The sequence below is a fragment of the Sphingobium xenophagum NBRC 107872 genome (assembly GCF_000367345.1).
GTDB classification, from domain to species: domain Bacteria; phylum Pseudomonadota; class Alphaproteobacteria; order Sphingomonadales; family Sphingomonadaceae; genus Sphingobium; species Sphingobium xenophagum.
Genome location: NZ_BARE01000012.1, coordinates 102,640 through 128,339 on the forward strand (window position 1 = coordinate 102,640; position 25,700 = coordinate 128,339).

At 63.7% G+C, this 25,700-nt stretch carries 27 protein-coding genes; 18 read left to right on the forward strand and 9 right to left on the reverse strand.

Annotation, left to right across the window (positions count from 1 at the left end; all coding sequences use genetic code 11):
* The first annotated feature begins 108 nt into the window (after positions 1 to 108).
* The 3 genes from SX1_RS07270 to SX1_RS07280 are packed head-to-tail and all read left to right on the forward strand — an operon-like array spanning position 109 to position 2,294.
* Positions 109 to 552, forward strand: coding sequence for a nuclear transport factor 2 family protein (locus SX1_RS07270; protein ID WP_174302225.1), 444 nt, complete (start codon positions 109 to 111; stop codon positions 550 to 552).
* Positions 545 to 1,546 carry an NADP-dependent oxidoreductase gene (locus SX1_RS07275; RefSeq protein ID WP_017180904.1) on the forward strand — a complete coding sequence of 334 codons (1,002 nt, stop codon included), beginning with the start codon at positions 545 to 547 and terminating at the stop codon, positions 1,544 to 1,546. The genes SX1_RS07270 and SX1_RS07275 overlap by 8 nt, the downstream gene beginning before the upstream one ends.
* A 22-nt stretch (positions 1,547 to 1,568) precedes the next feature.
* On the forward strand, positions 1,569 to 2,294 hold the full coding sequence (locus tag SX1_RS07280) for an SDR family oxidoreductase (protein WP_017180903.1): 726 nt from the start codon (positions 1,569 to 1,571) through the stop codon (positions 2,292 to 2,294).
* Positions 2,295 to 2,324: 30 nt separating this feature from the next.
* On the opposite strand, the gene SX1_RS07285 is transcribed toward SX1_RS07280, so the two are convergent.
* Together SX1_RS07285 and SX1_RS07290 are read right to left on the reverse strand one after the other, a co-directional pair.
* Positions 2,325 to 3,473 carry an NADH:flavin oxidoreductase gene (locus tag SX1_RS07285; RefSeq protein ID WP_081609932.1) on the reverse strand — a complete coding sequence of 383 codons (1,149 nt, stop codon included), beginning with the start codon at positions 3,471 to 3,473 and terminating at the stop codon, positions 2,325 to 2,327.
* Between the two features lie 113 nt (positions 3,474 to 3,586).
* Complete coding sequence (locus SX1_RS07290) at positions 3,587 to 3,793, reverse strand: ferredoxin (RefSeq protein WP_019052446.1); 207 nt, start codon at positions 3,791 to 3,793, stop codon at positions 3,587 to 3,589.
* Positions 3,794 to 3,889: 96 nt separating this feature from the next.
* On the opposite strand from SX1_RS07290, the gene SX1_RS07295 reads away from it, so the two are divergent.
* The 9 genes from SX1_RS07295 (at position 3,890) to SX1_RS07335 (ending at position 11,940) form a co-directional block, all read left to right on the forward strand.
* Positions 3,890 to 5,275 (forward strand): aromatic ring-hydroxylating dioxygenase subunit alpha, encoded by a 1,386-nt coding sequence (locus SX1_RS07295; protein ID WP_017180900.1) that lies wholly within the window; start codon positions 3,890 to 3,892, stop codon positions 5,273 to 5,275.
* Between the two features lie 28 nt (positions 5,276 to 5,303).
* Positions 5,304 to 5,879: an aromatic-ring-hydroxylating dioxygenase subunit beta gene (locus SX1_RS07300; protein ID WP_017180899.1), complete on the forward strand. Its 576-nt coding sequence runs from the start codon at positions 5,304 to 5,306 to the stop codon at positions 5,877 to 5,879.
* A 14-nt stretch (positions 5,880 to 5,893) separates the two neighbouring features.
* A complete protein-coding gene (locus tag SX1_RS07305; RefSeq protein WP_019052447.1) occupies positions 5,894 to 7,063 on the forward strand; it encodes an NAD(P)/FAD-dependent oxidoreductase in 1,170 nt (389 codons plus the stop codon).
* Positions 7,060 to 7,872: an SDR family NAD(P)-dependent oxidoreductase gene (locus SX1_RS07310; protein WP_017183016.1), complete on the forward strand. Its 813-nt coding sequence runs from the start codon at positions 7,060 to 7,062 to the stop codon at positions 7,870 to 7,872. The genes SX1_RS07305 and SX1_RS07310 overlap by 4 nt, the downstream gene beginning before the upstream one ends.
* Positions 7,869 to 8,501 (forward strand): TetR/AcrR family transcriptional regulator, encoded by a 633-nt coding sequence (locus SX1_RS07315; RefSeq protein WP_019052448.1) that lies wholly within the window; start codon positions 7,869 to 7,871, stop codon positions 8,499 to 8,501. Before SX1_RS07310 ends, SX1_RS07315 begins: the two co-directional genes overlap by 4 nt.
* Before the next feature lie 4 nt (positions 8,502 to 8,505).
* Complete coding sequence (locus SX1_RS07320; protein ID WP_017183018.1) at positions 8,506 to 9,732, forward strand: acyl-CoA dehydrogenase family protein; 1,227 nt, start codon at positions 8,506 to 8,508, stop codon at positions 9,730 to 9,732.
* 88 nt (positions 9,733 to 9,820) lie between these two features.
* Positions 9,821 to 10,741, forward strand: coding sequence for a quinone oxidoreductase family protein (locus SX1_RS07325; protein WP_019052450.1), 921 nt, complete (start codon positions 9,821 to 9,823; stop codon positions 10,739 to 10,741).
* Positions 10,716 to 11,330 (forward strand): gamma carbonic anhydrase family protein, encoded by a 615-nt coding sequence (locus SX1_RS07330; protein WP_241763635.1) that lies wholly within the window; start codon positions 10,716 to 10,718, stop codon positions 11,328 to 11,330. The genes SX1_RS07325 and SX1_RS07330 overlap by 26 nt, the downstream gene beginning before the upstream one ends.
* Before the next feature lie 10 nt (positions 11,331 to 11,340).
* A complete protein-coding gene (locus tag SX1_RS07335) occupies positions 11,341 to 11,940 on the forward strand; it encodes a malonic semialdehyde reductase (RefSeq protein WP_019052451.1) in 600 nt (199 codons plus the stop codon).
* A gap of 44 nt (positions 11,941 to 11,984) precedes the next feature.
* On the opposite strand, the gene SX1_RS07340 is transcribed toward SX1_RS07335, so the two are convergent.
* The 3 genes from SX1_RS07340 to SX1_RS07350 form a co-directional block, all read right to left on the reverse strand.
* Complete coding sequence (locus SX1_RS07340; protein ID WP_019052452.1) at positions 11,985 to 13,208, reverse strand: cytochrome P450; 1,224 nt, start codon at positions 13,206 to 13,208, stop codon at positions 11,985 to 11,987.
* Between the two features lie 80 nt (positions 13,209 to 13,288).
* Positions 13,289 to 14,452: an acyl-CoA dehydrogenase family protein gene (locus SX1_RS07345; RefSeq protein ID WP_017183023.1), complete on the reverse strand. Its 1,164-nt coding sequence runs from the start codon at positions 14,450 to 14,452 to the stop codon at positions 13,289 to 13,291.
* A gap of 2 nt (positions 14,453 to 14,454) precedes the next feature.
* Positions 14,455 to 15,174, reverse strand: coding sequence for a GntR family transcriptional regulator (locus SX1_RS07350; protein ID WP_255209716.1), 720 nt, complete (start codon positions 15,172 to 15,174; stop codon positions 14,455 to 14,457).
* Between the two features lie 109 nt (positions 15,175 to 15,283).
* On the opposite strand from SX1_RS07350, the gene SX1_RS07355 reads away from it, so the two are divergent.
* Complete coding sequence (locus tag SX1_RS07355) at positions 15,284 to 15,730, forward strand: hypothetical protein (protein WP_244917290.1); 447 nt, start codon at positions 15,284 to 15,286, stop codon at positions 15,728 to 15,730.
* Positions 15,731 to 15,784: 54 nt separating this feature from the next.
* Here the strand turns inward: SX1_RS07355 and SX1_RS07360 are convergent, their stop codons facing one another.
* The 3 genes from SX1_RS07360 to SX1_RS07370 are packed head-to-tail and all read right to left on the reverse strand — an operon-like array spanning position 15,785 to position 18,133.
* A complete protein-coding gene (locus SX1_RS07360; protein ID WP_017183026.1) occupies positions 15,785 to 16,492 on the reverse strand; it encodes a TetR/AcrR family transcriptional regulator in 708 nt (235 codons plus the stop codon).
* Between the two features lie 7 nt (positions 16,493 to 16,499).
* On the reverse strand, positions 16,500 to 16,865 hold the full coding sequence (locus SX1_RS07365; protein WP_017183027.1) for a nuclear transport factor 2 family protein: 366 nt from the start codon (positions 16,863 to 16,865) through the stop codon (positions 16,500 to 16,502).
* A 17-nt stretch (positions 16,866 to 16,882) separates the two neighbouring features.
* The gene (locus SX1_RS07370) at positions 16,883 to 18,133 is read right to left on the reverse strand and encodes an acyl-CoA dehydrogenase family protein (protein ID WP_241763637.1); all 1,251 of its coding nucleotides are present in this window, start codon (positions 18,131 to 18,133) and stop codon (positions 16,883 to 16,885) included.
* 226 nt (positions 18,134 to 18,359) lie between these two features.
* Between SX1_RS07370 and SX1_RS07375 the strand changes: the two genes are divergently transcribed.
* The 5 genes from SX1_RS07375 to SX1_RS07395 all read left to right on the forward strand — a co-directional run bounded on the left by SX1_RS07375 (position 18,360) and on the right by SX1_RS07395 (position 24,343).
* A complete protein-coding gene (locus tag SX1_RS07375) occupies positions 18,360 to 19,196 on the forward strand; it encodes an SDR family NAD(P)-dependent oxidoreductase (protein WP_017183029.1) in 837 nt (278 codons plus the stop codon).
* Positions 19,197 to 19,221: 25 nt separating this feature from the next.
* Positions 19,222 to 20,799, forward strand: a complete 1,578-nt coding sequence (locus SX1_RS07380; protein WP_019052456.1) for a phytoene desaturase family protein — start codon at positions 19,222 to 19,224, stop codon at positions 20,797 to 20,799.
* 3 nt (positions 20,800 to 20,802) lie between these two features.
* Positions 20,803 to 21,897 carry a phosphotransferase gene (locus SX1_RS07385; RefSeq protein ID WP_017183031.1) on the forward strand — a complete coding sequence of 365 codons (1,095 nt, stop codon included), beginning with the start codon at positions 20,803 to 20,805 and terminating at the stop codon, positions 21,895 to 21,897.
* Positions 21,898 to 21,912: 15 nt separating this feature from the next.
* Positions 21,913 to 23,055, forward strand: a complete 1,143-nt coding sequence (locus tag SX1_RS07390; protein WP_019052457.1) for an epoxide hydrolase family protein — start codon at positions 21,913 to 21,915, stop codon at positions 23,053 to 23,055.
* A 139-nt stretch (positions 23,056 to 23,194) separates the two neighbouring features.
* Entirely contained in the window at positions 23,195 to 24,343 is a 1,149-nt protein-coding gene (locus SX1_RS07395; protein WP_019052458.1) for a protein kinase family protein, read from the forward strand.
* Between the two features lie 67 nt (positions 24,344 to 24,410).
* On the opposite strand, the gene SX1_RS07400 is transcribed toward SX1_RS07395, so the two are convergent.
* A complete protein-coding gene (locus SX1_RS07400) occupies positions 24,411 to 25,625 on the reverse strand; it encodes an aromatic ring-hydroxylating oxygenase subunit alpha (protein WP_019052459.1) in 1,215 nt (404 codons plus the stop codon).
* Positions 25,626 to 25,700: the final 75 nt, after the last annotated feature.

The window sequence follows — 25,700 nt, forward strand, 5'->3', positions numbered from 1 at the left end:
CAAGCAAACGCGACGAGTCGCGGGTAGATGCCGCCCAATCCTATCCTTTGGCGGGCAAGATTGGCCAAGGGGGATTTATGTTTCTTCGAGAAACAAGGGGAGAAAAACATGTCTGCACATGGCAGTCTGGTGAGACGCTTGCCCGTCGGCGCCGACGATGAACGCGCGATCAAACATGTGCTGCTGCGTTACGCCACCGGCATCGACACGCGGGACTGGCCGCTTTTCCGGACCTGCTTCGCCCAGGATTGCGAGACCGATTACGGCAGCTTCGGACATTGGCGCGGGCCGCGCGAAATCGCCGAATATATGGCCGAAGCGCACCGCCACATGGGGCCGACGCTGCACCGCATCACCAATATCGTGATAGAGAAGCGCGACGACCAGGTGCACGCGCGCAGCTATGTCGACGCAATCCTGCCGGAGGCGGCCCAAGGCGGCGTCACCCATCGCGCGGCCGGCTATTATGACGATTGCCTGGTCCGCACATCGGACGGCTGGAAGATTTCCCGTCGGAAATTCACCATGGTCAAGGCAGGGCTGGATGACTGAACTCAACCGTCAGGTTCTGCTGACGTCGCGTCCGGCGGGAATCGCGCAGGCCGAAAATTTCGCGATCGGGCATGCGCCGATCCAACAGCCCGCGCCGGGCCAGATCCTGGTGCGCAATCATTATCTCTCGATCGAACCCGCCATGCGCGGCTGGATCGCCGATGCAGGCAATTACGCCGCGCCCGTCGCCATCGGGTCGGTCATGCGCAGCCTCGCCTCGGGCGAGGTCGTGGCCTCCGCACATCCCGACTATACTGTCGGTGAGCATGTATCCGGCTGGTTCGGCTGGCAGGACTATGCCTGCGTCGCAGCCGATCAGGTCGTGCAGCGCACCACCGCGGCCGAGATGCGGGCATCGCTCGGCATTCTGGGCATCAACGGCATGACGGCCTATCTCGCGCTCACACTCGTCGGCCAGCCCCGCGCGGGCGAGACCATCGCGGTATCGACGGCGGCCGGCGCCGTCGGTTCGGCCGTCGGCCAGATCGCCCGCATCCTGGGTTGCCGCACGATCGGAATCGCGGGCGGGCCGACCAAGGTGCGGCGCTGCGTGGAGGAATATGGCTATGACCACGCCGTCGATTATCATGCCGGGAATGTGGAGGCAGCGATCGCCGAGCACGCGCCGGAGGGCATCGACATCTATTTCGACAATGTCGCAGGGGCGATCAGCGATTCGGTTCTGCCGCATCTGGCCCAACGCGCGCGCGTCATAGTGTGCGGAACGGCATCGATCGACCGCTGGGATCCATGGCCGATGGGGCCGCGCGTCGAACGGCATCTGCTGGTCAAGCGCGCCCGCATGGAGGGCTTCGTCATCTTCGACCATCTCGATCGTTATGCCGAAGCGACGGCCCAATTGCGGACATGGATCTCGCAGGGCCGCCTCACATGGCGCGAGGACATATTGGAGGGGATCGAGGCCTGCCCGGCCGCGCTGGCCGGTCTTTATCGCGGCGAAAACGACGGCAAGCGGCTCGTCCGTCTCGTCTGATCTGGGAAGAGGACACCACGTCATGGAGAATCTGGAAGGGCAAATCGCCATCGTCACCGGCGCATCGTCGGGCATCGGCGCGGCCAGCGCCCGTGCGCTTGCTGAAGCGGGCGCAACCCTGGTGCTGGTCGCACGCCGCGCCGATCGCCTCACCGCACTGGCCGATGAACTGGGCCGTGGCAGCACGGCGTACGCAGCCGATATGGCGGATCCGGACGCGCCGCAAAGGCTGCACGATTTCGTCTTGGGTCGATTCAGCCGGGCCGACATATTGGTCAACAATGCCGGTATGCTGCATGCCGCGCCGATCGACGCATTCGACCTCGACCAGCTCCGCCCCATGATCGCGATCAACTATGAGGCAGTGGTGCGCGCCAGCACCCTTTTCGCGCGGACAATGAAGGCGGCCGGCAAAGGCCAGATCATCAACATATCCAGCATCGGGGCGAACATCACCGCACCCGGCGTGGGCGTCTATGGCGGCCTCAAGCGCGCGCTGGAGGCCTTTACCGACTGTCTTCGCGTCGAGCTTGCCGGATCGGGCGTCAAGGTAGGGATCGTCGCGCCGGGCACGACCAGCACCGAGATTTTCGAGGATATGAAGGCCAGGGGGCAGCCGTCCTGGGACAGCTTCATCCCGCCGATGCAACCCCGCGACATTGCCGAAGCCGTCGCCGTCATTGCGCAACAGTCCGAACGCACCAACATCGCGCGCATTCAGGTCTATGCCGCAGCGGACAGCCATTGACGCCCCGGCCCGTGCCGGAGCGTCCTGCCATCAGTCAAGCGTGGCGTAGGCGTCCAGCCGGAACGGATTGACCGCGCCGCCATCGCGCATTTTCGCCACCCATTGCGCGTCCATCAGGAGGGCGCGGCCGACCGCAATCAGGTCGAATTCGCCGCGCGCCATCCTGTCGGCCACCAGCGCCAGATTGTCGGTCATGACGGTCGGCTGCGCGAAGGAGGATTGAAGATCCTTGCTGAGGCCCACGCCGCCGACCGCGATAGTCGGCTTGCCAGTCAGCTTCCTGATCCAACCCGCCAGCCCCATGTCGGAACCCTCGAAGGCCGGCGCCGTTAAAATGCGGGTGCTGGCGTCGAAAATATCCACCCCCGCCTCGACGAGCGGGGCGAGCATCGCTTCCAGTTCCGCAGGCGTCTCAGCATTTCGGGCGTCATAATCCTGGAGCTTCCACTGGGAAAAGCGGAAGATGACCGGAAAGTCCGGGGCGGTCACGGCCCGGATCGCCCGCACCAGTTCGACCGCAAAGCGCGCGCGCTCAGCGATCCCGCCGCCCCAGCGGTCTTCCCGCACATTGGTATGGCGCCACAGGAAACTGTCGATCAGATAGCCATGCGCGCCATGCAGGGCCGCGCCGTCGAAACCCACCGCCTTCGCGTTGGCCGCACTGCGGGCGAAGGCGGCGATCAGGTCGCCGATCTCGCTGTCGGTCAGCGGGGCGGTGGGCACGCGCACCTGTTCCAGATAGTCGGGAGAGACCATCGCCTTGTCGGTCGGCCCCCAAATACCCGAGGGGCGCGCCGAGGGCGCGTCGGGATGATAGCCTGTGCCCGGCACGCGTATGACGCCCTGATGCCACAACTGAGGGATGATGAGGCCGCCCGCCGCATGCACGCCGTCCACGATGGTGCGCCAGCGCGCGAGCGCTTCGTCGCCATGCAGGACGGGCGAAGCGCCACCCCCCATGGTTTCACGTCCCACGGCGGCGGGATGATCCACGCCCACCCCTTCGGTAATGATCAGGCCTACATCGGCTTCGGCCCGTCGTCGATAATAGCCCGCCACGCCGTCCGAGGGGATGCCGCCCGGCGAGAAATTGCGCGTCATCGGCGCCATCACGAACCGGTTGCGCAGGTGCAGCGAGCCCATCGTGAACGGTGTGTATAAAATCTCGGCCTGCCCCATCAAAGCGATCCTCTCCTCTGCCTGTCAAAAGACCGTGCATCCGCGGATGGGCCCCGAAAACCTATCCTCTGACAGGACATCCGCGCCCAATACCCGAGCATGCTCGGGTCGACTCAGGCGGCTTTGACGGCAAGGGCGGACTGCGGACAGGCCTCGGCGCCTTCCCGGGCCTGCTCCTCTAGTCCTTCAGGAACGATTTCGTCGTCGACATACACGATGCCATTGGCGTCAAGCTTGTACACTTGGGGGCAAATTTCGGCGCACACGCCATAACCGCAGCATGCCGCCTTATCGATTACCACTTTCAGTTTCTGGCTCATCCTGCCTCTCCTTCTTGGCCGAACATTACACCTTGAACAGATTTAGTTCAATATGTATAACACGACTCAATCAAGGAAATCCTCCAGGAGAGCAACATGCTGCACAATGCCGGGCTGACGCTGAGCGACGGAACAACGCTTGACGATCTCATCAACCGCGACATGAACGAGGTGTCGCTAAGGGTGATGAATGACAAGGAGCTGTACGAGCTGGAGATGGAGCGGGTTTTCGCCCGCACCTGGCTGCTCCTTGGCCATGAGTCGGAAATTCCCAAGGCCGGCGACTATGTCATGCGCGACATGGCCGAAGACAATGTGATCGTCTCGCGCGACCGCAGTGGCGAAATCCACGTCATGCTGAACGTCTGCCCCCATCGCGGCATGAAGGTCTGCACGGCCGAAGCGGGCAATGCCCACGCCCATCGCTGCATTTACCATGGCTGGGCCTTCCGCGCGGACGGCAGCTTCATCGGCGCGCCGATCGAAAAGGAGCAGATGCACGGCAACAAGCGGTCCAAGGACGAACTGGGACTGAAGAAGGCCCGCGTCCATCTCTATGGCGGCCTGATCTTCGCCACCTGGAACAAGGATCTGTCGTTCGAGGATTATCTGGGCGACGCCAAATTCTACCTTGATCAGCTTTTCTGCCGTACGGACAACGGCCTTGAGATGCTTGGCCCGCCGCAGCGTTTCGTGCTGCCGTGCAACTGGAAGATTCCCGGCGAACAGTCCGGATCGGACGGCTTCCATACCCTGACCCTGCATCGTTCGCTGATGGAAGGCGGCATCATGGGCGGCACGGCCGAGTCGATCTATGACACCGCGCCGGGCATGTATGGCGTCGACCTTTCGGTGCCGCAGGGCCATACGCTGCGTTGCCTGGAGGCGGCCCAGACCTTCAAGATGTTCGCCGACGTCAGCTTCGAAGGCAAGTCGACCGAGGAGCGGCTCCACCTGCTGCCGCCGCCGGGCATCACCAAGGAATTGATCCCGCAGCTGTTCAAGAATCTGTCGGAGGATCAGGTCAAGCAGTTGGCCAACATCCCACCCCAGGTGGGCGGCATGTTCCCGAACATTCTGATCGCCTTCATCTTCGCCCCCCGCACGGATGGCGGCGCGTCGGGCGCCCTGTCGCTGCACACCTATGTGCCCAAGGGGCCGGACAAGGTGGAGTTCGTGAATTTCATCTTCGCGGAAAAGGACGCACCGGAAGACGTGAAGCGCGACATGCTCCAGAACGCCATCTGGTCGACCGGCACATCGGGCACGATCGAGCAGGACGATGCCGACACCTGGCCGCAGATCATGCGCAACTCGCGTGGTCATATGAGCAAGACCGTCACGCTCAAATATCAGGCGTTGCACGGCCATGAGCGTCCCGAAGGCTGGGTCGGCGGCGGCGATCTCTATCCCGGCTTCACCAAGGACGACACGCAGTGGGCTTGGTGGATGGCCTATTATAATCTGATGGCCGAAGCGTGAGCCGTCGCGACGAGAGAGGACAGATATCATGGTGAACTACGCGACCGCCGCCATCGACAAGACCAGCGTGCTGCGCGGTCTTGTCTCCACCAAGCGGGTGCCGCTCGGGTCGGAAGTCTATAACCGCCTGCTCGAAACCCTCTATGACGAAGCCGCCGCGCTCGACGAACGCCGGTTCGACGACTGGGTGGCGTATCTCGAGCAGGATCTGAGCTATACCGCGCCCCTTCGCCTCACCCGCAACGGCCCGAACAAGGACCGCGACGTGGTGCGCACGATGAAGCATTTCGACGAGAATTACGGCTCCATCCTGATGCGGACCGGTCGCCTGGCGAAGAGCGCCTGGGCCGAAGATCCACCATCGCGCACGCGCCGCTTCGTCACCAATGTCCGCGTCGCCGAGAGCGAAACGGCTGGCGAGTACGAGGTGGTGAGCTACCTCTATGTCGAGCGCAGCCGCCTGGACAATCCGGATAACGAGACGATCAGCGCCGAACGCCGCGACATCTGGCGGCTGGTCGACGGTGCTTACAAGCTGGCCAGCCGTGAAATCATCGTCGACCAGTCGACGCTGGGCATGTCCAACTTCGCCATCTTCCTTTGACCGGAGCGGCTTAGGTGACGGGAACCCCGCATATCGTGGTCGTCGGCAGCGGCCTTGCCGGTTATGGCGTTCTGCGTGAGCTTCGTAAGCTCGCGCCGGACGCCCGGCTGACGCTGGTCACGCAGGATGACGGGCATTTCTACTCCAAGCCCGCTTTGTCGACCGCATTCGCCAAGTGCAAGGTCGCCGATACGCTGATCACCACGCCGGCGGAAAAGATGGTCGCGCAGTTGAAGCTCGACCTTCGGGCCGGCCGTATCGTTGAAGCGATCGACCGGCAGGACAAGGCCGTCCTGACGACCGGCGGGCCGATCTTCTACGATCGGCTGGTGCTGGCGCTGGGCGCCGATCCGGTTCGCCCGCCGATCGACGGGGACGCCGCGCACCGCGCGCTTGCGGTCAACAATCTCGACAATTATCGCGAATTTCGCGAAAGATTGCCGGACGGCGCGCGCGTGCTGGTGATGGGCGGTGGCCTCGTCGGCACCGAATTTGCCAACGACCTTTCCGCGAGCGGCTATCAGCCGGTGGTCGTCGACATGCTCGGCCATCCTCTCGCCCAACTCGTGCCGCCGGGGGTTGGTCAGATGATCCGCGACGCCCTGTCCGAAAAGGGCGTGGAATGGCATCTGGGCCGCAAGGTTCTGGCCATCCACAAGGGCGAAAAGGGGATCAGGGCTGAACTGGACGACGGCCTGGTGATCGAGGCGGCGGCGGTCCTGTCCGCCGTCGGGTTGCGCCCACATATCGCGCTTGCGCAGGAGGCCGGGCTGGAGGTCGCGCGCGGCATCAAGGTCGATCAGACCGGCCGCACCAGCGATCCTGCCATCTATGCCATCGGCGATTGCGCCGAATATCCGCAGGGACTGGCGGCCTATGTCACCCCGATCATGGCGGCGGCCCGCGCCATCGCACCCAGTGCGTTGGGCACGCCGACGGAGATCCGCTTTCCGCCGCTGTCGGTCCAGGTCAAGACCACCGCCTATCCTGTCGTCCTGCTGCCCGCGCCTGTCGGCGTGGACGGGCAATGGCAGGAAGTCGCCAATGACGAGCGCGGGCTGAAATATCATTATATCGACGCGGAGGGAGCGATCCGCGGCTATGTTTTCACGAAAGATTATTGCCAGGACCGCATGGACATGGACCGTGCCCTGAGCGAGCAGATGACAGGAGCGGCAGCGTGACGGGATTGGTGAAGGACAAGGTCGCAATCGTCACGGGCGGCGCGAAGGGGCTGGGCTACGGGATTTCCCGCTGCCTTGCACAGGCGGGCGCGCATCTCCTGATCACCGGCCGGGATGGCGCCGCCGCTGAAACGGTCGCCGCGGACATCACGCAAAGCTTCGGCGTCCGCGCCGTCGGCATGTCCGCCGACATGGGCGTCAAGACCGAAGTAGAAGCGATGATCGAGCGCGCCGTCGGCGAATTTGGCGGGCTGGACATATTGGTCAACAATGCGTCGCAGCTTTCGCCGAACGTCCTCCTCGAACAGAAGACGGACGAGATGCTCCAGCGGACGCTGGAGATCGGCACCTGGGGCAGTTGGTGGGCCATGCGCGCCGCCTTCCCGCATATGAAAGCGCGCGGCGGCGGTTCAATCATCAACTTCTATTCGATCGACGCCCAGACCGGCGCCTGGCTCCACGCCGACTATAATATGAACAAGGGTGCGATCCTGGGGCTTACCCGGACCGCCGCGGTCGAATGGGGCCGCTTCAACATCCGCACCAACGCCATCGCGCCGACCGGCATGGGGCAGGTGTTCGCAGACCTGGCGCAAAACGTCCCCGGCTTCCTTGAGATGGCGACCGCCAGCAACCCGCTCAAACGCGCGGGCGATCCCGAAAAGGACATCGGCCCCGTCGTCCTGTTCCTGGCGTCCGAGATGTCGCGCTTCGTCAATGGCGAGCTGATCAATGTGGATGGCGGCCAGCATCTGCCGGGCTATGTCAGCGTTCCGCACAACCTCGCCGAGATGGAAGCACAAACATGAAATTGATGCCGCACAACGACTGGAGTGAAATCGTCGCGACGGATCAGTCCGGCAGCGTCCAGAAGATCATGGACGGCACGTTGCGCGCGATCAACTCCATCGGCGCGCGGCGCCTGTCGATGAGCGACATCAGCGAAAGCAGCGGCGTTTCGCGCGGCACGCTCTACCGTTATTTCGCATCCAAGGAAGAAGTGCTGGCGGCCTTTAGCGAATATGTTTGCAGCAGCTTTGAAAAAGGCATTGTGGAATCGGGGGAAGGCATCGCCGAACCGATCGAGCGCTTTCGCGCGGTGATGCGCTTTTACGGCCGCTTTACGATCGAGCGTTCGCCCGAAGGCATTTTCGAGGTCGAACCTGCCTTCCATCTCAATTTCCTGCGCAGTCATTTCGGCCGCCACAAGGCCGCCGTCCAGCGTGCGCTAGCGCCCGTCTTCGACCATTTCGACAGCCTGATCGGCCAGCGGGTCAACCGGGACGCCTTCTGCGACACCATGGTCCGCCTGCAACTGAGCACGCTCATCATTCCCGCCACCCCGGATTGGCTGGCCATCTGGAACAGCGCCCCCGATCGATTGTGCGACTGGGCATTGCAGATCGCCGGACACCATAGCGAACATGAGAAAGGATGAACTGATGGCTACTGCCCCCAAGGTGGATAATGAGATCCAGTGCGGTTTTGCCGAAAAGGCTGTCGCTGACGCGATGGTGGAAAAGGCGCGCAGCTTGCGCGCTTTCCTGCAGGGCGAAGCGCCCGAGGGCGAAAAGCGGCGCAGCCCCACGCCCGCCGTCGACAAGATGCTCAAGGAAGAGGGATTCCTGCGCATGCTGCTGCCGCAACGGCTGGGCGGCATGGGCCTTTCCCCGACAGATTTCTGCCGGGTGCAGATGGAAATCGCCAAGGGCGATCCGGCGATCAGCTGGGTGATCCAGATCATCAACGGCACAAGCTGGATCACCAGCCTTGCGCCCGACGGCGTGCAGGACGCTGTGTTCGGCGACGGTCCCCAGCCGGTCTGTGGCGCCTACAACCCGCCGGGCAAGGCCCGCAAGGTTGACGGCGGCTGGATCATCAACGGCTCATGGCCCTATATGTCCGGGTCGCGGCAGTCGAAATGGGCGCAGCAGGGCGTCGTGCTGGAGGGGTATGACGGCCCGGTCGTTCCGGGCATCAGCATGTGCTATCTGCCGATGGACAGCATGACCATCCAGGACACATGGTTCGTTTCGGGCATGCAGGGGACCGGCTCCGACACGGCGGTCGCCAAGGATGTATTCATTCCCGAAGCCCAGATGGTGCTGATGGATGAACGCGCCGGCCAGATCGACCGGACCAAGCGCCATTTCGGCGCGCCCTCCGATCTGCTGCCCGCCGTCCCGGTCGTCCGCACCACGGGCATCGCTCAGTTGATCGGCGCGGTCGAGGCCATGTTGGAGATCGTCACCGCCGAGGCTCCCAAAAAGCCGGTGCTGACGACGATTATCGGCCCGCGCACCAAGTCAGGTGCCTATATGCGCGATCTGGGCGAAGCGGCGGCGATGATCGACACCGCAAAGCTGATCCTGTTCGACCTGACTGCCAAGCTGGATCGCGTCGGTCTGGGCGAAGAATTCACTCTGGCGGAAAAGGCGAAACAGCGCGCAGGCGGCGCGCAGATGATCGAACTGGTTCATGGCGCCAGCGAGTCGCTGATGTTCCAGGCCGGCTCCTCCGGCTTTGCGCTGGACAAGCCGATCAACCGCTACTGGCGGGACATTTCGATGGCGCTGCGGCACATCCAGAATATCCCGACCATCGGCTATGAAATCTATGGCCGGAACCTGACCGGCGCCGATCCGATCTCTCCCCCGGGCGCCTATTGAGGTCGAAAGAAGGGTCGCCCCTTTCCCAACGGGCGACCTTCTCTTCTCCGCGGCCAGGCCGCATCCATCACTACCATAGGGGAATGCCATGCGGGCCGCCCTGATCGACAGCGATGGCGGCTTCGCGCTGGCCGATCATCCCGAACCGACCGCGCAGCCCGGCCATCGCGTCATCGACGTTGCGGCCGCCGGAATCGGGCCCACGGACCTCATGCGCGCGAAGGGCTTTTTCGGTCCCGTCGATGCGCCCTATGTGCCCGGCGGCGAGGGTGTCGGGCATCTGGATGATGGAAGCCGCGTCTACTTCGGCCATAGCAGGCCGCCCTTCGGCGCGATCGCGGAACGCACGCTTGTGGCCGAGGAGGAAATCTGGCCTGCTCCAGACGGCCTTTCCGACGACCAGCTGATCGCCCTCGCCATCTCCGGCACCGGCGCGCTGATCCCTCTGGAAGAGGCGCGGATCGCGAAGGGCGAGTCCGTCCTCATTCTCGGCGCGACCGGCCCTGTCGGGCAGATCGGCGCGCAGGTCGCCCGGCTGCTGGGCGCGGGCCGCGTCGTGGCGGCGGCGCGCGGCCGCGAACGGCTGGAGGCCATGCAGGCCGCCGGTCATGCCGATGCGATCGCCCTGTTGGGCGAGGGCGATGACGAGGCGGCGCTGAAAGCGGTCTCGGAAGGTGGCTATGACGTCGTGCTCGACATCATCTATGGTCCGCCGGCTGAAGCGGCGATGCGCGCCACGCGGCCCGGCGCGCGCATGATGAGCATTGGCGTGCAGGCCGGACCGACGGTCACGCTGTCCCTACGCGATCTCGTCTTCCGCAGCCATATCGGCGTCGGCACCGGGCAACGCCCCGCCAGCGAGCGCCGCGCCGCCTATGACCGGCTGATCGCCATGGCGATGACGCGGAGCCTGACCGTCGACACAACCCGCTACGCCTTTGCCGATGCCGCCGAGGCCTGGGCGGCGCAGGCCGGCAGTCCCCATGGCAAGATCGTCATCACCCGCTGATCCCATGGACGCGCCTGCCTTTATCGACCCTACCGTCCGCATTTTCGGCGATGTGCGGCTGGGCGACGATTGCAGCCTCTGGCCCTATGCCGTCCTCCGGTCCGAACGGGCGCATGTCTCGATCGGGCGCTGCGCCAGCGTACAGGATCATGCGATGATCCATATCGGCTGGGACGATCCCACGATCATCGGCGATTATTGCACCATCGGCCATCGCGCGGTGGTCCATGGCTGCACCATAGAGCCTGCCTGCCTGATCGGTATCGGCGCGACCATCATGGAGCGCTGCGTCGTTGGGCACGGCTCGATCGTCGCCGGACACAGTTTCCTGCCGCCCGACAGCGTGATCCCACCCCATTCGCTTGTCATGGGCACGCCCGGCCGTGTTGTCCGCCGCATCGACAAGCTGCGCGCGAACGTCGTCGATGCCTTGCTCTATCGGGACAATGGGCGCGCTTATGCCACAGGCGCCCATCGCATCTGGGAGCATGCCGACATGGCGAAGCTGGGTGGCGAAGCCGATGCCATTCTTGCACGCGAAGCTGCAGGCTGGGATAACCGGGGCATCGGCGAAGCCACCACAGGATAAGAGAGCGATCATGCCGGACACGACCGATATTGCCAGAGACGCCATGCTGGACCTGCTGTTCCGCGATGCTCGCACCCATAATCAATGGACCGCCCGGCCGGTTACGGACGAGACCGTCCGGCGCCTGTACAATCTCGCCAAATGGGGGCCGACGACGGCAAACAGCAATCCGGGCCGTTTCGTGTTCGTCCGTTCCGCCGCCGCCAAAGAACGCCTCAAACCCCATCTAAGCGCGGGCAATGTGGACAAGGTGATGCAGGCGCCCTGCACCGTGATCGTCGCGGGCGACACCCGGTTCTACGAATTTTATGACAAACTTTTCCCCTCCCGCGACATGCGCAGCACGTTCGAGGGCAAGGCAGCGCTGATTGCGGATACGGTGGCGCGCTCCTCGACGCTCCAGGGCGCCTATCTGATCATGGCGGCGCGGGCGCTAGGCCTGGATTGCGGCCCGATGTCCGGCTTCGATCAGGTCGGCACCGACGCGGAATTTTTCCCGGACGGCCGGTGGAAGAGCAATTTCCTGTGCAATATCGGCTATGGCAACCCGGACGGGCTCTTTCCCCGCAACCCCCGGCTGGATTTCGAAGAGGCCTGCCTGGACCTCTGATGCCGAGCGAGGCGTCCGCCGCAAGGCGAACGCCTCCTCCCCGTTCAGCTTGCTGGCGTCCACACCAGCGGCAGCGCGACCGGCTGGATCATCCCCAGATGGCATTCCACCTGATGGCCGGGGGCGATGCGGAAGTCGGGAATGCGGGCGAGAAACTCCTCCATCGCGATCCGCAGCTCGCGCCGCGCCAGATGCATGCCAACGCAGGTATGGATGCCGAAGCCGAAACCGACATGCCGTGGCCGCCGGTCGAGCCGAACCTCGGCAGGCGCGTCGAACTCGGCCGGATCGCGGCCGGCGAGCGTGGTTGACATCGCCACCTTGTCGCCGGGCATGAAGCGGATGCCGGCCACTTCGGTTTCCTTCTTGCAGGTTCTGAAGGTGGTCACCGCGCCATAAGCCCGCATCAGCTCATCTATGGCGTGCGGGATTTCCGACGGATTGGCCCGCAGATGGGCCTGATCCTCCGGATGGCTGCCCAGATGCCGGAAGTGTAGGCCCATATTGGTCGAAACCGTGTCCAGCCCGCCAATGAACAGATTGAACATGAAGCCCAGCAGTTCGTCGTCGGTCAGCGCCCGACCATCGATCCGCCCCTGCACGCCGAAGCTGATGAGATCATTGCGCGGATTGGCCCGCCTGTCCTCAATCTCTCCGCCCAGATAGGCAAGCACGCTACGCGTCGCCTCCGCGATCTTGGACAGGTCGTGATTGTGGAGCAGGTTCATTTCCCACTCCATGAACTCGCTCATCCGATCGTGCGGCAGGCCCATCAGTTCCATGAACACCTTGATGGGGAATTCAAAGGCAAAATCGCCCATGAACTCGCACTGGCCGCGCGGGGCGAAGGCGTCGATATATTCCACCGCATAGTGCCGGATCTTGTCTTCCAGCGCCGCCATCGCCTTGGGCGTGAAGGCCGGGTTGACCATCTGGCGAAAAGGCCCGTGGGCAGGCGGATCAAGTTCCGCTGGCGAGTTGATCCAGTTCCCCCCCACCAGCTTCGAGTAAGGCGAAAAGTCGGTCGAGGAGAAATGATCGGTGTCGAGATATATCTCGCGCAAATGCGCCATGCGCCGCGGCACCCAGGCGGGCGTGCCCCCCGGATAGGCGTGGGCGGCATAGATGATGTCGGGCCCCTCATGCACCTGCATCGCCAGATCGTCGAACGGATCCTCTGTCGTCGTCATGCCGAAGATGAAGGGGAAATCCCGGCTCACCAGTTCGGGCGGAACATGATCGGGGATCGGTTGCTCGGGAAACATCATCGCACTTGCTCTCCTTGTCGTCTTTGCCGGAAATTTCGGGCGGACATTGGGCCGCCCGCCACCCGCAAGGCACCTGTCCTTCAGAAGGATCGCGGCAGCCCCAGGCTTTCCGCGATGCCGTTGCGCACCATTTCGTTGGTGATGGGACCGATGCGCCACAGGCGGCTGTCTCGCCAGTAACGCTGCATGTCGGTCTCCGCCGAATAGCCCATGCCGCCCAATATCTGGATGCCCATGTCCGCTGCGGCATTGGCGTTTTCGGACGCCATGAGCTTCAGCATATTGGCCTCGACGCCGACATTCTCGCCCCGGCTCTGCTTGTCGGCGCAATAATGCAGCATCAGTTCGGTCGTCTTCTGCATGGTCGCGATGTCGGCGACATAATGTTGCAAGCTCTGGAACCGGCCGATGATCCCGCCAAAGGCCTTGCGCTGTTTCATATAGTCGAGCGCGTCTTCCAGCACGCCATCGATGACGCCCAGGCAGAAGGCGCCGACCATGATGCGCTCGTTGTTGAGCGTGGGCAGCAGCATGTACCAGGCCTTGTCGGGTTCACCCAGAACATGCTCTTCCGCGACAAACGCGTCCTCGAAGTGAACGGAGCAGCTGCCCATCGATCGCATACCCAGCTTGGCCAGCGGCGTGATCGTCACGCCCGGCGTCTTCGTCGGCACCCAGAAGAGGGTCAACCCCTGATGCTTCTTCTCGACGCTCCTGCTGCTGCGCGCGATCACCAGTAGATAATCGGCGACGTGCGCGGAGGAGGACCAGATCTTCTCGCCATTGAGTTTCCACCCGCCATCGACCCGGTCCGCCGTGGTGGCCATCGCGCCGAGCAGGTCCGTGCCACCGCCCGGCTCGGTAAAGGCGATCGCGGCCTTCAGCTGGCCCGTCGCAATCAGCGGGAGATATTTCGCTTTCTGTTCGGCCGATCCGTAAAGCCCGATGGATTTGGACCCCGCAAAGCTGGTGATGCCCCATATCCACGCCAGCCCGCCGAGCGACCGGGCCAGTTCCCGCGCCAGCAGCATCTGCATGACGACATCGCCGCCCTGCCCGTCATAATCCTCCGCTATGCCGATGCCGTGGAAACCCGCTTCGGTGAACTTGTCCCACAGCGCGAAGGGATAATGATGCTCGTCCTTTTCTAGCGCGCGCGCCCAGTCCTTGGGCACTTCACTGTTCACCCATCGGCGCACCATGTCGCGGAAAGAGCGATATTCTTCGGGCAGTTCGAAATCCATTGTCAATCCTTTTGGAGTCGGTCCAGATCGGCGCCCGCCATGGCCTCGGCATCGCACAGGGCGATCAGGCGCGCCGCCATCCGGTCGAGGCAGGCCAGCACGGCATCCCGATCGCCCGCTAGAAACGCCTGTAGTATCGCCTCATGCTCGCGAAGGCCGCTTTCGCGTAGGGTCGTGATGCCATGCAGAAAAATGAAGCGAGCGATCAGCCCGCGCCGGTCCAGCGTCGACCGTAACAGTTCGCGGCTTTCCGAGGCCTTGATGAAGATCGTGTGGAAATCGAGCCCGGCCATGATCGCGGCCATATATTCGCCGCTCGCCAATGCCGCGCTATAGCGCGCGATCGCCCTTTTCAGCGCCTTGATCTCCGCTGCGCCGATGCGGGGCATGCCCCAGCCATAACCCAGCCGCCACAGTTCGGCCTGCACACGGACCAGGTCGCGGGTCACGTCAGGGTCGATCGGCGTCGCCCGCTTCAACCGGTGGGTTTCGACTTCCACCAGCCCTTCGGACGCCAATGTGCCCAGCGCTTCCCTGACCGGCGTCGCGCTGACATTCAAATCCTGCGCCAGCGCCGTTTCCCGCAGCAGCGCGCCGGGCGGAATGACACCCGCCACGATCCTTGATCGCAACACCGCCGCTACGGCCTGGCGCCGCGTCGCCGGGGATTGCAAAATCTCGGGCGACGCAAGCCGGTCAAGGGCCGATGCCCAATAGTCCATGGAGGCTGTATCCTGCGATTCCATATTCTATAGAATGCAGCACGGGGACACGGTCCGTTCCTCTCCAAGGATAGGGTGTCGGGACAGCGAACCGCTATAGGGCCACTGCATGAAATGCCCGAAATGCAAAACGCCGCAGAACGGTTATGGCGGGTGGTGCCGCGCTTGCGGCCATGCTGGCGGCAATGTTCGCCGGGCGATGCTGTGGACTTTGATACCCACATCGATGATCGCGGCCCTATTGCTCGCGCGGATCGGCTATGCCGAAATCACGCGGCAGGGCAGCAGCCGCAACAGCTACAGTAACGCCATCGAAACCCAGAATGCGAGCGGCCGCAGCGCTGCCTTTGCCAAGCTCATGCATGATGCAGGGCAGACATGTTCGCGCACGTCCAAATCCCTGTTCAGGGGAGATATCGGCCCTAACGCGGCCTGGGCGCTGCGCTGCGAAGATAGCGGCGACTGGCTGGTCCTGATCGCGTCCAACGGCGCGACGCGCATCGCGAGCTGCGGTCCGCTGAACAAGGCCGGCACGCCCTGCTGGACCCAGCTCTAGCGCCTCGGCCTTTTCTGGAGTCGATGCTCTCTGGTTGCAGTCCGGGTCGGCCGGTCAGCCAAGCCCCTCCCCGCTCCGCCACCAGCCAAGGCCGGGCGCGGCCCGCATCATCATATCCCATGCCAGCACGCTCGCCGCTGCGATGGCGGCTGGTTCCGCTCCCAGACCGGCGAAGGTGCGTTCGACCATCTCGTCGATATAGGCGCGGGGCTCGACCGACCGGAGCATCAGGCGCCGCCGCGCCTCGATGGTCATGCCGACGATCAGGTCCACTGCCACGTCGATCGACCGGAACTGCATCCGCCCGCCATCCCGCGCGGCCTTCAGCGCATCGCGCACCAGCAGGTCGAACATGCTCGCCCGCGCAAAATAATCGACATAGTCGACGCGGCAGGTAAAGCCGCCCCATCGCGGATCATGCCAGGCCCGCGCCATCGCCATCGCCGCGCCGCCGACCGCCCGGACCAGCGGGTCCGTCACATCGTCGAACAGCCTGCGGAAATCGGCGATCAGGTCCGCGGTCATCCGCTCGCCCAGTTCATTCACCGCAGCGTCGAGGGACTCGAAATATTTGTAGAAACTGCCGCGCGATACGTCCGCTGCGCGGATCACGTCTTCGATCACCAGACTACCGCTGCCCTGCCCCGGCTGATACAGGTCGAGCACGGCGTCGAGCAGCCGCTCGCGCATCCGGGCGCGCCTGATCGCAGCCGCCGCCGTGCGCGGATCGACATCAGCGGGTGCAGGCGCGGCGTCGGACATCGCCGCCCTATTGCATCGGGTGGAAATAGCGCGCAAGCAGGCTGCCATCCTCCCCGAATATATAATGTTCGATGCTGTGCACGCAGACAGGATGCCCCTCATATTCGCCTTCGTTGCGGACATATATGACCGCCTCGTTGCCGCTCACCTTCACATCCTCGACGAACAGCTTCCATCCGACATATTGCGCGCACAGAGCCTCCAGCTTGTCCCATCCTTCCTGCACCGGGCCGGTGGCCGGGTCCTGCACCTTGAATCCGCCCGGCGCGATCGCGCGGAAGGCCGCCATGAAATCGTCGATACGGCCCTCGCTGAACATCTCGGCCTGAGCCTTCAGGAATGTCGCGATTTCCTGTGCGGTCGGTTGTGTCATGATATGTGCTTCTCCTGTCATTTCGGTCTCGCCCAGGTCGGGGCCGGCGTGATATCGGGCAGCAGGGCGATATTGGATGGCAGACCGGTGATCGCCCGGCCATATAGCTCGATGGAAAGCTGTCCGTTCAACGCATTGTGACGGGTGCCGACGCTCAGGTCGCGCCAGATCCGCTGCAAGGGGTTGGAAAGGGCGAAGGCGCCCGGCCCGGCGACATCCATCAACCGGTTGCCCGCCGCGCGCAGCAATTCCATCGCATAGCCGCAATCGGCCTGGATCCGCGCCTTGTCGAAGCCGGTGAGCCCGCGGCATTGCGCCGCTTCGTCCAACATCCCGGCGGCACGGCGAACATGCAACCAGGCCGAATCGATCTCCATCGCCGCGCGGCCGGTCATGCCAACCAGAGCCTCCGAACCGCTCTGCCCGGCATAGGTCCAGCCCGCTATCTGCCGCCTGGGCATCGCCTGGGCTACGCCTTCGAGCAATGCCGTCGCCGCACCCAGCATCGGCGCGAGCACGCCCAGCGGGAATAGCGGCTCCATCGGCCATCGGTCGCGCGGCTCCAGCCCCTCCATCGCCAGGATCGCCTCGGCCGGCGGCGTGCGCGACGACCAGAGGATCAGGTTGTCCGGCACGAACAGATCCCGCGCGACGATCATGTTGCTGCCGGAACCGGCCATGCCCGCGACATGCCAATTGTCCTCGATCGAACAGGCAGGGTCGCGCAGATCCAGAAATGCCAGAGCCGGTTCAACACCCGCATCCGTTTCGATCATGACGCCGTTCAGCGCCCAATCGGCGTGCAGGCACCCCGATCCATAACCCCAGCGCCCCGACACGCGATAGCCGCCCGGCACCGCAACCGCTTTGCCCGAAGGCGCGGAGGCACTGCAAAACAGTTCCTCGCCGGTCTGGAACAGCCGCTCCGTCATGGCCGGCGGCAGCGCGAACGCCGTTCCGGTAATTCCTGACAGCAGCCCATAGGACCAGGCAGTGCCGACGCAGCCTTTGGCCAGTTCGGCAACTGTCTCGATATGGGTGGTCAGCCTGTGGCCTGGCCCACCGGCGCGTTCAGGCGCCGTGATATGGAACAGGCCGGATGCGCGCAACGCCTCCATCACCGCCGGAACGATCCGCCGCTCGCGCTCGCAGGCGGCGGCATGGTTCTCCAGCAAGGGCCGCAGCGACGCGGCGACGACTACAGGGTCCGCCACGAAGGCCACGGGCCGCACGTACGCCGGACGTTCTTCCACCGTTTCAGATCGCATCCGAATCATCGCTCCTCTCCCGTTCCCCAGTATAATGACGTTATTGTCATTATACCGCAAGCGCGGTCCGACTGGTCTTGGCCGTCCCGCCATCCTGCGGACCGTTGCCTTTTCGTTTCGACGCGCCCTGCCTCCCGATAGGCTGTTGGCAGACGCTCCTCTTCTAGGGTCTGCGCAATCGCAAACCGCGCCGGTAAGGCCGGCACCAAGAGAGGACTTGCACCCGATGCGCAAAATCGACCTTCCGCCCTTTGACCGCGCTGCTTTCGCCGACAAATATGGTCCCTGGGCCATCATCGCGGGCGCGTCCGAAGGCACCGGCGCCTGCTATGCGGAACAGCTGGCCGCCATGGGCATCCATCTGGTGCTGGTCTCGCGTCGGCAGGAAGCGCTCGATGCGCTGGGTCAGCGGCTGGCAACCGAGCATGGCGTCGAATATCGTGCCATCACCGCCAACCTCACCGAACAGGGCGCCGGAAGCCGACTGGTAGAGGCGACCGCCGATCTGGACATCGGCCTCTACATTTCCAATGCCGGCGCGGACGGCGCAGGCAACAGTTTCTTCGGCGAACCCGTCGATCGTTCGCTTCGGCTGCTCACCATGAACGCGGCCAATGTGCTGGAAGCGGTGCATGGCTTTGGCAATCGCTTCCTGAAGCGCGGCAAGGGTGGCGTCGTCGTCATGTCGTCCGGCGCCGGCCTTGGCGGGCAGCCCTGGCTGGTCATGTATTCCGCGACCAAGGCGTTCGAGCTCAATTTCGTCGAATCGCTCTGGGCCGAACTGGAAGGGCAGAATGTCGATATCGTCGGCGTCGCCGCCCCGATCATGGATACGCCGACCCTGCGCCGCGCGACCGAGGGGCTCGGGATGGATTATTCCATTGCCTATGATCCGGCCGATGTCTGCGCGCTCGCCCTAGCCAGCCTGGGCAAGGAACCGTTGGTGATCGTTCCCGATGGCCCGGACGAGGAGAAAATCCCACAGATCCAGGCCGATCGCAAGACCCGCCTCGTCGCGCTGGCCGAATGGGGCAAGGCCTATACCGCCGCAGCGAATGGCTGACCGGGCAAAAAAAGGGGAAGAGATAATGACGGATCAGGTCGACGTCGTCGTCATCGGCGCAGGACATAATGGCATGGCCGCCGCTGGATATCTGGCCAAGGCCGGCAAGAAGGTCGTCGTGGTCGAGCGTCTGGCCAAGGTCGGCGGCATGACCAGTTCGGGCTATATGATCCCCGAAGCCCCCGACCATCTGGTGACGCCCTGCGCCGTCGAGCTGCTGTTCGCCCGTAAATCGGGCATCATCGAGGATTTCGACCTGCCCAAATATGGGCTGCGCACGGTCGATCCCGATCCGACCTACGCCTATCTTCATCCCGACGGCAGCTCGATCGCGCTCTTCTACGACTATCACCGCACGGCGGAGGATATTGCCCGCATCAACCGCAATGATGGCAAGGCCTATCTGGAGTTCATGAAGACGCTGAACGTCATGATGGACATCGGTTTTCCGCTAATGATGGCGGAGCCGGGGCGGCCGGACGTGAAGAACCTGTCGAAGATGATCGGCAGCGCGGTCCGCAATGTCCGCCTGAAGGACGAGCTGGTCGCCATGTCGAAGGCGACGGCGGACCAGATCGCCTGCGAACGGTTCGAGCATCCGGCGACGATCGCCCTGCTGCTGGGCATCGCGGCGGGGGCGGGTCCGGTCGATGACGACGGCAATGCCGCCGCCTACATGATCTTCGCCGTCACCCACAAATATGGCACCGGCAAGCCGATCGGCAGCCTGCAATCCTTCTCCGACGCGCTCGCGCGCAGCATCGAGGCGTCGGGCGCAACGATCGAGCTCAATGCGCCCGTCGCGGAGATCATCGTCGATGACGGCGCGGCGAAGGGTGTGCGGCTGGAGGACGGCCGGGTCATCCGCGCGAAGATGGTCATCGCCGCCTGCGATCCCCGGACCGCCATGCGGCTCACGACGCCCGGCGGCGTTCCGCGGGCGCTGACCCAGCGGATCGAACATGCCCCCGCGAACCGCTCGAACGCGGCGCCCTTCCTTGCCAATATCGCCATGTCCGGGCCGCTCCGCCTGAAGAAGCATCAGGATTTGCGGCATGACGACGCCGATCTCAACAAGGCGGTCGGCCTGATCGGCACGCCGGAAGAAGTGCGCGAGTCCTTCGCCACGGCGCGGCGCGGCGACATCCCTCACCGGCACGCCATGTCGCTGAGCCCATTGTCCAATTCCGATCCGACGCAGGCGCCTCCCGGCGGGTCGCTCGCCTATGTCTATCTGCCGGGCGTCGCCGTGGACGCGCGGGAGGGCTGGTCGCCCGCGCTCAAAGATCGGACCATGACATCTGTCATCAGTCATCTGGGTGAATTTTACGACGGCCTGGATACGGAAGTGGGCCGCTTCGTCGAGACCGCGCGGGAGCGGGAGAAGCGGCTCAACGTCACCAATGGCTGCGTGACCCATATCGATTTCGGCGCGCTGCGTTCGGGCGTCCATCGCCCGGCCACTGGTTTCGGCGGTCCCAAGCCGCCCTTCCCTGGCTTCCTGATCGGCGGCGCCGGCGCGCATCCGGGCGGGGGCGTATCCGGCATTGCCGGGCGGATCGCGGCCAACCGCGCGCTGCGCGAACTCAAGAAGATCAAATAAGCGATGTCGAGCAAACCTAATCCTGTCGGCATCCCCGCCCATCTCGACGATGTGACGGCGCAATGGCTGACCCAGATCATGCAACCGCGCTATCCCGGCATCGTGGTCGAGGGGATGGAGGAGGTATTCCTCCGCAACAGCCACACCACCAAATATCAGGTGAAACTGACCCTCAACGACGTCGGCAAGGCGGCCGGCATCCCCGGAAATGTCTGCCTCAAGGCTAATTGGGCGCAGTTCGACAGCCAGGGCATCTGCCGCCTCGAAGCACGTTTCTATGAGGATTTCCGCCGCCACGTCGCCTTCCCCGCCCCGCGCTCCTACTTCGAGGCATGGGATCCGCGCCCCGACAGCGGCCAGGGACTGGTCGTGATGGAGGATCTGTCCATTGAGGGCGGTCATTTCGGCATCAGCACCGACCATATGGGCGTGGAGGAAGCCGCGCGCGGCGTCGCCAGCTTAGCGCGCATTCATGGCGCCTTCTGGGACAGTCCGGTCCTTCACGCGGCCGATTGGCTGCCTGTCTCCATGGCGACACCTGTGGACACGCAGCAGCTGACCATGATGTACGGCTTTGCCGAGCAAAACCATGCCAAGCCGGACTATCAGGCTTTCCTGCCGGGCTGGATCAAGGGCGATCTCTCGCGCCTGCATGGCGTCTACAACGCACTGATCGATTTCGCGCAGACCAAGGAACAGGGCCCATGGTGCCTGGTCCATGGCGACAGCCATCAGGGCAACAGCTATGTCCGCCCCGATGGCGAGCGCGTGTGGCTCGACTGGCAGCTGGTCCGCAAGGGACGGCCGATCCGCGACTTCACCTATTTCATTCTGGGAGCGCTCACGATCGAGGAGCGGCGCGCCCATGACCGCGAATTGCTGCGCCACTACCGGAACTGCCTGGTCGAAACGGGGGCGTTGGGCGTGCCGGATGACGACACGCTCTGGGAATATTATCGCCGCTGGCCGCCCTATGCGATGCAGGCGTGGATCGCGAACATGGACGAATGGGGGCAGAAGGGCATGCACATCGTCGAGCGCATCTTCGTGGCGGGCGAGGATCTGGGCACCGTCGCCGCGCTCGGCGTGCAATTTTGACGCAGGGATGACCGGATGAGCGACGCCGTCACGGCTTTCCGCGCCGATGTTCCGCAGGCGGCACTGGACGATCTGCGCCTCAGGTTGCGCCGTACGCGCTGGCCCGAGGCGGAGACGGTCAGCGACTGGGGTCAGGGCGTCCCGCTGGCGGCGCTGCGCGATCTGTGCGCCTATTGGGCGGACGGCTATGACTGGCGGCGGTGCGAAGGGGCGCTCAATGCCCTGCCCCAGTTCACCACCGCGATCGATGATCTTTCGATCCATTTCATCCATGTACGCAGTCCCCGGCCGGACGCGCTGCCGTTGATCCTGACCCATGGCTGGCCGGGATCGGTGCTGGAGTTTCTGAAGGTGCTCGGCCCGCTAACCAATCCCGCCGCCCATGGCGCGCCGGACGCGCCAGCCTTCCATGTCGTCATCCCCTCGCTGCCAGGCTACGGCTTTTCGGACAAGCCAACGGCCGCAGGCTGGGGCGTCGAGAGGATCGCGCAAAGCTGGATCCAGCTCATGCGCCGCCTCGGTTATGACCGCTTCGCCGCGCAGGGCGGCGACTGGGGCGCGGCGATCACAACCGCCATCGCCATGGCCGCGCCGCCCGAATGTATCGGTGTCCATCTCAACATGCCGCTGGTATTCCCGGAGGAAAGCGACTTTGCCGACCTGACCCCGGCCGAGGCCAAAACGGTCGAGCGGATGCAATATTATCAGGAACATGATTCCGGCTACGCCAAGCTGCAGGGCACCCGACCGCAGACGATCGGCTATGGGCTGGCGGACTCGCCCGTGGCGCAAGCCGCCTGGATTTATGAGAAGTTCCAGGCATGGACAGACAATCGCGGCGTGCCGGAGAATGCTCTGACACGGGACGAAATGCTGGACGTGATCAGCCTCTACTGGCTCACCAACAGCGGCGCGTCGTCCGCGCGGCTCTATTGGGAAAGCGCCAATGCGTTTCAGGCGCGTCAATTGGACCTGCCGGTCGGCGTCAGCATCTTCGCGCAGGAGATTTTCCGTCCATCACGGCGCTGGGCCGAACGCAGCTACCCGCGTCTCATTCACTGGAATGAGCTGGATGTCGGCGGCCATTTCGCCGCCTTCGAGCAGCCGGCGCTGTTTGTCGCGGAATTGCGGGCCTGTTTTGGCGCGATGCGAAGATAGCGCCTGCTGCAATCTCCCTACCACCCGGAAGGCTCAACTCGTCTTCCGTCGATCAAAATTGCCTCCGCATCGGGATCGTGCCGGCTGACTGCACAGATGCAGAGCGGCGGCGCGGCCTAAAAGAGAGAGAGGATAATGCATGAGCGAGCCTGCCATCGCCCCCCCTGCCGTCATCGATCGGCATCTTGTCCCCCGTCCCTATCCCGCCCGCACCGCGTCCCTGCCCCACGGCCGCTTCACGCCGGACGCCGCATGGCTGGGATCATTGTTGGCCAACAAATACCCGGGCGTCGTCGCGCAATCGATGGAGGTCGTGCAGCTGTTCGACAGCCACACCACGAAGTTGCGCGTCGCGGTGGACTGGAATGATGCCGGGCGGGCCGCCGGCTTGCCGCGCAATCTGTGCATCAAATCGAACTGGTCGGGCATGTTCGACAATGTCGACATCCATGCCCTCGAAGCGCGCTTCTATCAGTTCCTGACCGACAAACTCACGGCCAATACAGCCACATGCTATTATGCCGACTGGGACGATGACGGCTCGGCGCGGGGCGTCATCGTGTTGGAAGACCTCATCGATCGGGGCGGCACGTTCGGTCACTCGACCCAGCATGCCGGCGTCGACGGGGTCGCGACCGCGCTGGCGGACCTGGCAAAGCTGCATGCGGGCCTGTGGGAAAGCCCGTTGATCACGCCCGAAGCGGCGCCCTGGCTGCCGACATCCATGGCGGTGCCGGTCGATTATGACCAGGTTCGAATCATGTGGCACTGGATCGAAGAGAATCTGAAAGACCCCAATTTCCGCGCCATCGCGCCCAGACATTATCTGGACGACGCGCGCCGGGTCGAGCGCGCCTATGACCGGCTGGTCGCCTTCGAGCGCGCCTTCGACGCGCCCTATTGCATCATCCTGGGCGACTGCCACCAGGGCAACACCTATATCCTGCCCAATGGCGAGCGCATGTGGGTCGACTGGCAACTGGGCCGGCGCGGGCGGCCATGGCGCGACCTCACCTATTTCACCATCGGATCGCTGACCATCGAGGAGCGTCGCCAAAATCATCGCGACCTGATCGCCCATTACCGCGACTGCCTGATCCGGGAAGGCGCGACGAATGTCATCGATCTCGACACCATCTGGAAGGAACAGGTGCCGCGCTGGGCGATGTACGGCATCCAGGCCTGGGTGGCGAACATGGACTATTGGGGCCAGAACGGCCTGCCGATGAACGAACGGTTCTTCGCTGCGGGCGAGGATCTGGGCAGCTGGAAATTGCTGGGCGAATGACGATCATGCCCCTGCCACGCTCGAACCGCGGCAGGGGCGTCGATTACACGCCGCCGTTCCGGCGCGGTCAGGCGCTGCGCGGCGCCATGAAGGACGCGATGCGGGGCTGAACGCGCAAGTCCGCCGGCACATGGTCCGGCCCGATGCGCCGATCGATTTCTTCCTCGAACCAGTAAAGCGCGCGCTCCTGATAGCCCGCCCAGATCGATGGGATCGTCCCGTTGCGCAGCGACTGCTGGATATTTTCGAACAGGCACAGATCCTCGGACAGAATATGCTCCGTCGCTGCGCGCATCCCCTGCCAGTAGAGCTTGTCCTCCTCGCTATCGGTCGCCCATCCCATCTGGCGCACTTCCATGATCGACCGGTCAGACCCCATCGGCCAGAAGCATTGCAGGTTGAATCCCACCGGATCGAGCGAGAAAAATGTGTTGGGGAAGGTTGGCAGCGCAACCGTATTTTCCAGAAATACCGGCGCGATGTCGTCTGGCTTGACCGGCGGGGTCTGGAACAGCGACTCCCCGCCCTTCTTCCGCGTTCCGAACCGCATATGACCGCCTTCGTAAAGCGCGATCACGAAACTGCGCGAATCCAGATGCGGCGCTAACGTCTTGGGATGGACCGTGTTGACATGATAGATCTCAAGGAAATTATGATAGGCGATCTTCCAGTTGCACGCCATTTCGATGAAGAAATGATCCTTCACCACCATGCGTTCCAGCGGATATCCTTCCGTCAGCGCCACGAATTCCCCCAGGAAATTCTGCAACGGCTCAGCGTCATCATCGAAATTGATGAAGATGAAGCCGCGATAGGTATCGCACTTCACTTCGATCAGACCGCTTTTCGCTTTGTCGAGACAAGCGAAATCATGCTGGCTGGGAACCGATTTGAGAGTGCCTTCAAGGTCGTAGCCCCAGGCGTGATAGGGGCAGATGAAGCGCATGGCGCGCCCCTGTGGCTCAAGCAGAAGCGGGGAACCGCGGTGCCGGCAGGCATTGTGAAAGGCCCGGATCCGACCGTCTTTGCCGTGAGAAAGAATGACCGACCGGTCCAGGTGCTGGAACAGGCGGTAGGAACCGGGCGCGGGGAGGTCGGATGCAATGCCGGCCAGCAGCCAGGTGCGGTTCCAAAGCCTGTCCTTTTCCAGCACTTCGAAACGCGGGTCGGTGTAGCGCCCGGCTGGAATCGGAGGAAGGGCCGGAAAATCGCTGGGATGCTCGGATCGCTTCAACTGCTCGTCCATTGTCCGGTTGAGCAATTCCAACGCAGCTTCACGCATAGCTCTCTCCTGAATCAAAGCCCGCAGGCTCCTTTTCAATCAGACTGGCCACATCGCGGTTCAAGGAACCTGCAA

Coding starts and splice junctions, on each gene's coding strand:
- SX1_RS07365 (WP_017183027.1), bottom strand. CDS start 16,865: ATGACACAACCGACCGCACAGGAAATCGCGACATTCCTGAAGGCTCAG.
- SX1_RS07400 (WP_019052459.1), bottom strand. CDS start 25,625: ATGCGTGAAGCTGCGTTGGAATTGCTCAACCGGACAATGGACGAGCAG.
- SX1_RS07380 (WP_019052456.1), top strand. CDS start 19,222: ATGACGGATCAGGTCGACGTCGTCGTCATCGGCGCAGGACATAATGGC.
- SX1_RS07350 (WP_255209716.1), bottom strand. CDS start 15,174: ATGGACTATTGGGCATCGGCCCTTGACCGGCTTGCGTCGCCCGAGATT.
- SX1_RS07285 (WP_081609932.1), bottom strand. CDS start 3,473: ATGGGGCAGGCCGAGATTTTATACACACCGTTCACGATGGGCTCGCTG.
- SX1_RS07325 (WP_019052450.1), top strand. CDS start 9,821: ATGCGGGCCGCCCTGATCGACAGCGATGGCGGCTTCGCGCTGGCCGAT.
- SX1_RS07290 (WP_019052446.1), bottom strand. CDS start 3,793: ATGAGCCAGAAACTGAAAGTGGTAATCGATAAGGCGGCATGCTGCGGT.
- SX1_RS07340 (WP_019052452.1), bottom strand. CDS start 13,208: ATGATGTTTCCCGAGCAACCGATCCCCGATCATGTTCCGCCCGAACTG.
- SX1_RS07395 (WP_019052458.1), top strand. CDS start 23,195: ATGAGCGAGCCTGCCATCGCCCCCCCTGCCGTCATCGATCGGCATCTT.
- SX1_RS07345 (WP_017183023.1), bottom strand. CDS start 14,452: ATGGATTTCGAACTGCCCGAAGAATATCGCTCTTTCCGCGACATGGTG.
- SX1_RS07330 (WP_241763635.1), top strand. CDS start 10,716: ATGGCAAGATCGTCATCACCCGCTGATCCCATGGACGCGCCTGCCTTT.
- SX1_RS07390 (WP_019052457.1), top strand. CDS start 21,913: ATGAGCGACGCCGTCACGGCTTTCCGCGCCGATGTTCCGCAGGCGGCA.
- SX1_RS07385 (WP_017183031.1), top strand. CDS start 20,803: ATGTCGAGCAAACCTAATCCTGTCGGCATCCCCGCCCATCTCGACGAT.
- SX1_RS07280 (WP_017180903.1), top strand. CDS start 1,569: ATGGAGAATCTGGAAGGGCAAATCGCCATCGTCACCGGCGCATCGTCG.
- SX1_RS07275 (WP_017180904.1), top strand. CDS start 545: ATGACTGAACTCAACCGTCAGGTTCTGCTGACGTCGCGTCCGGCGGGA.
- SX1_RS07370 (WP_241763637.1), bottom strand. CDS start 18,133: ATGCGATCTGAAACGGTGGAAGAACGTCCGGCGTACGTGCGGCCCGTG.
- SX1_RS07335 (WP_019052451.1), top strand. CDS start 11,341: ATGCCGGACACGACCGATATTGCCAGAGACGCCATGCTGGACCTGCTG.
- SX1_RS07355 (WP_244917290.1), top strand. CDS start 15,284: ATGAAATGCCCGAAATGCAAAACGCCGCAGAACGGTTATGGCGGGTGG.
- SX1_RS07270 (WP_174302225.1), top strand. CDS start 109: ATGTCTGCACATGGCAGTCTGGTGAGACGCTTGCCCGTCGGCGCCGAC.
- SX1_RS07360 (WP_017183026.1), bottom strand. CDS start 16,492: ATGTCCGACGCCGCGCCTGCACCCGCTGATGTCGATCCGCGCACGGCG.
- SX1_RS07315 (WP_019052448.1), top strand. CDS start 7,869: ATGAAATTGATGCCGCACAACGACTGGAGTGAAATCGTCGCGACGGAT.
- SX1_RS07300 (WP_017180899.1), top strand. CDS start 5,304: ATGGTGAACTACGCGACCGCCGCCATCGACAAGACCAGCGTGCTGCGC.
- SX1_RS07320 (WP_017183018.1), top strand. CDS start 8,506: ATGGCTACTGCCCCCAAGGTGGATAATGAGATCCAGTGCGGTTTTGCC.
- SX1_RS07375 (WP_017183029.1), top strand. CDS start 18,360: ATGCGCAAAATCGACCTTCCGCCCTTTGACCGCGCTGCTTTCGCCGAC.
- SX1_RS07295 (WP_017180900.1), top strand. CDS start 3,890: ATGCTGCACAATGCCGGGCTGACGCTGAGCGACGGAACAACGCTTGAC.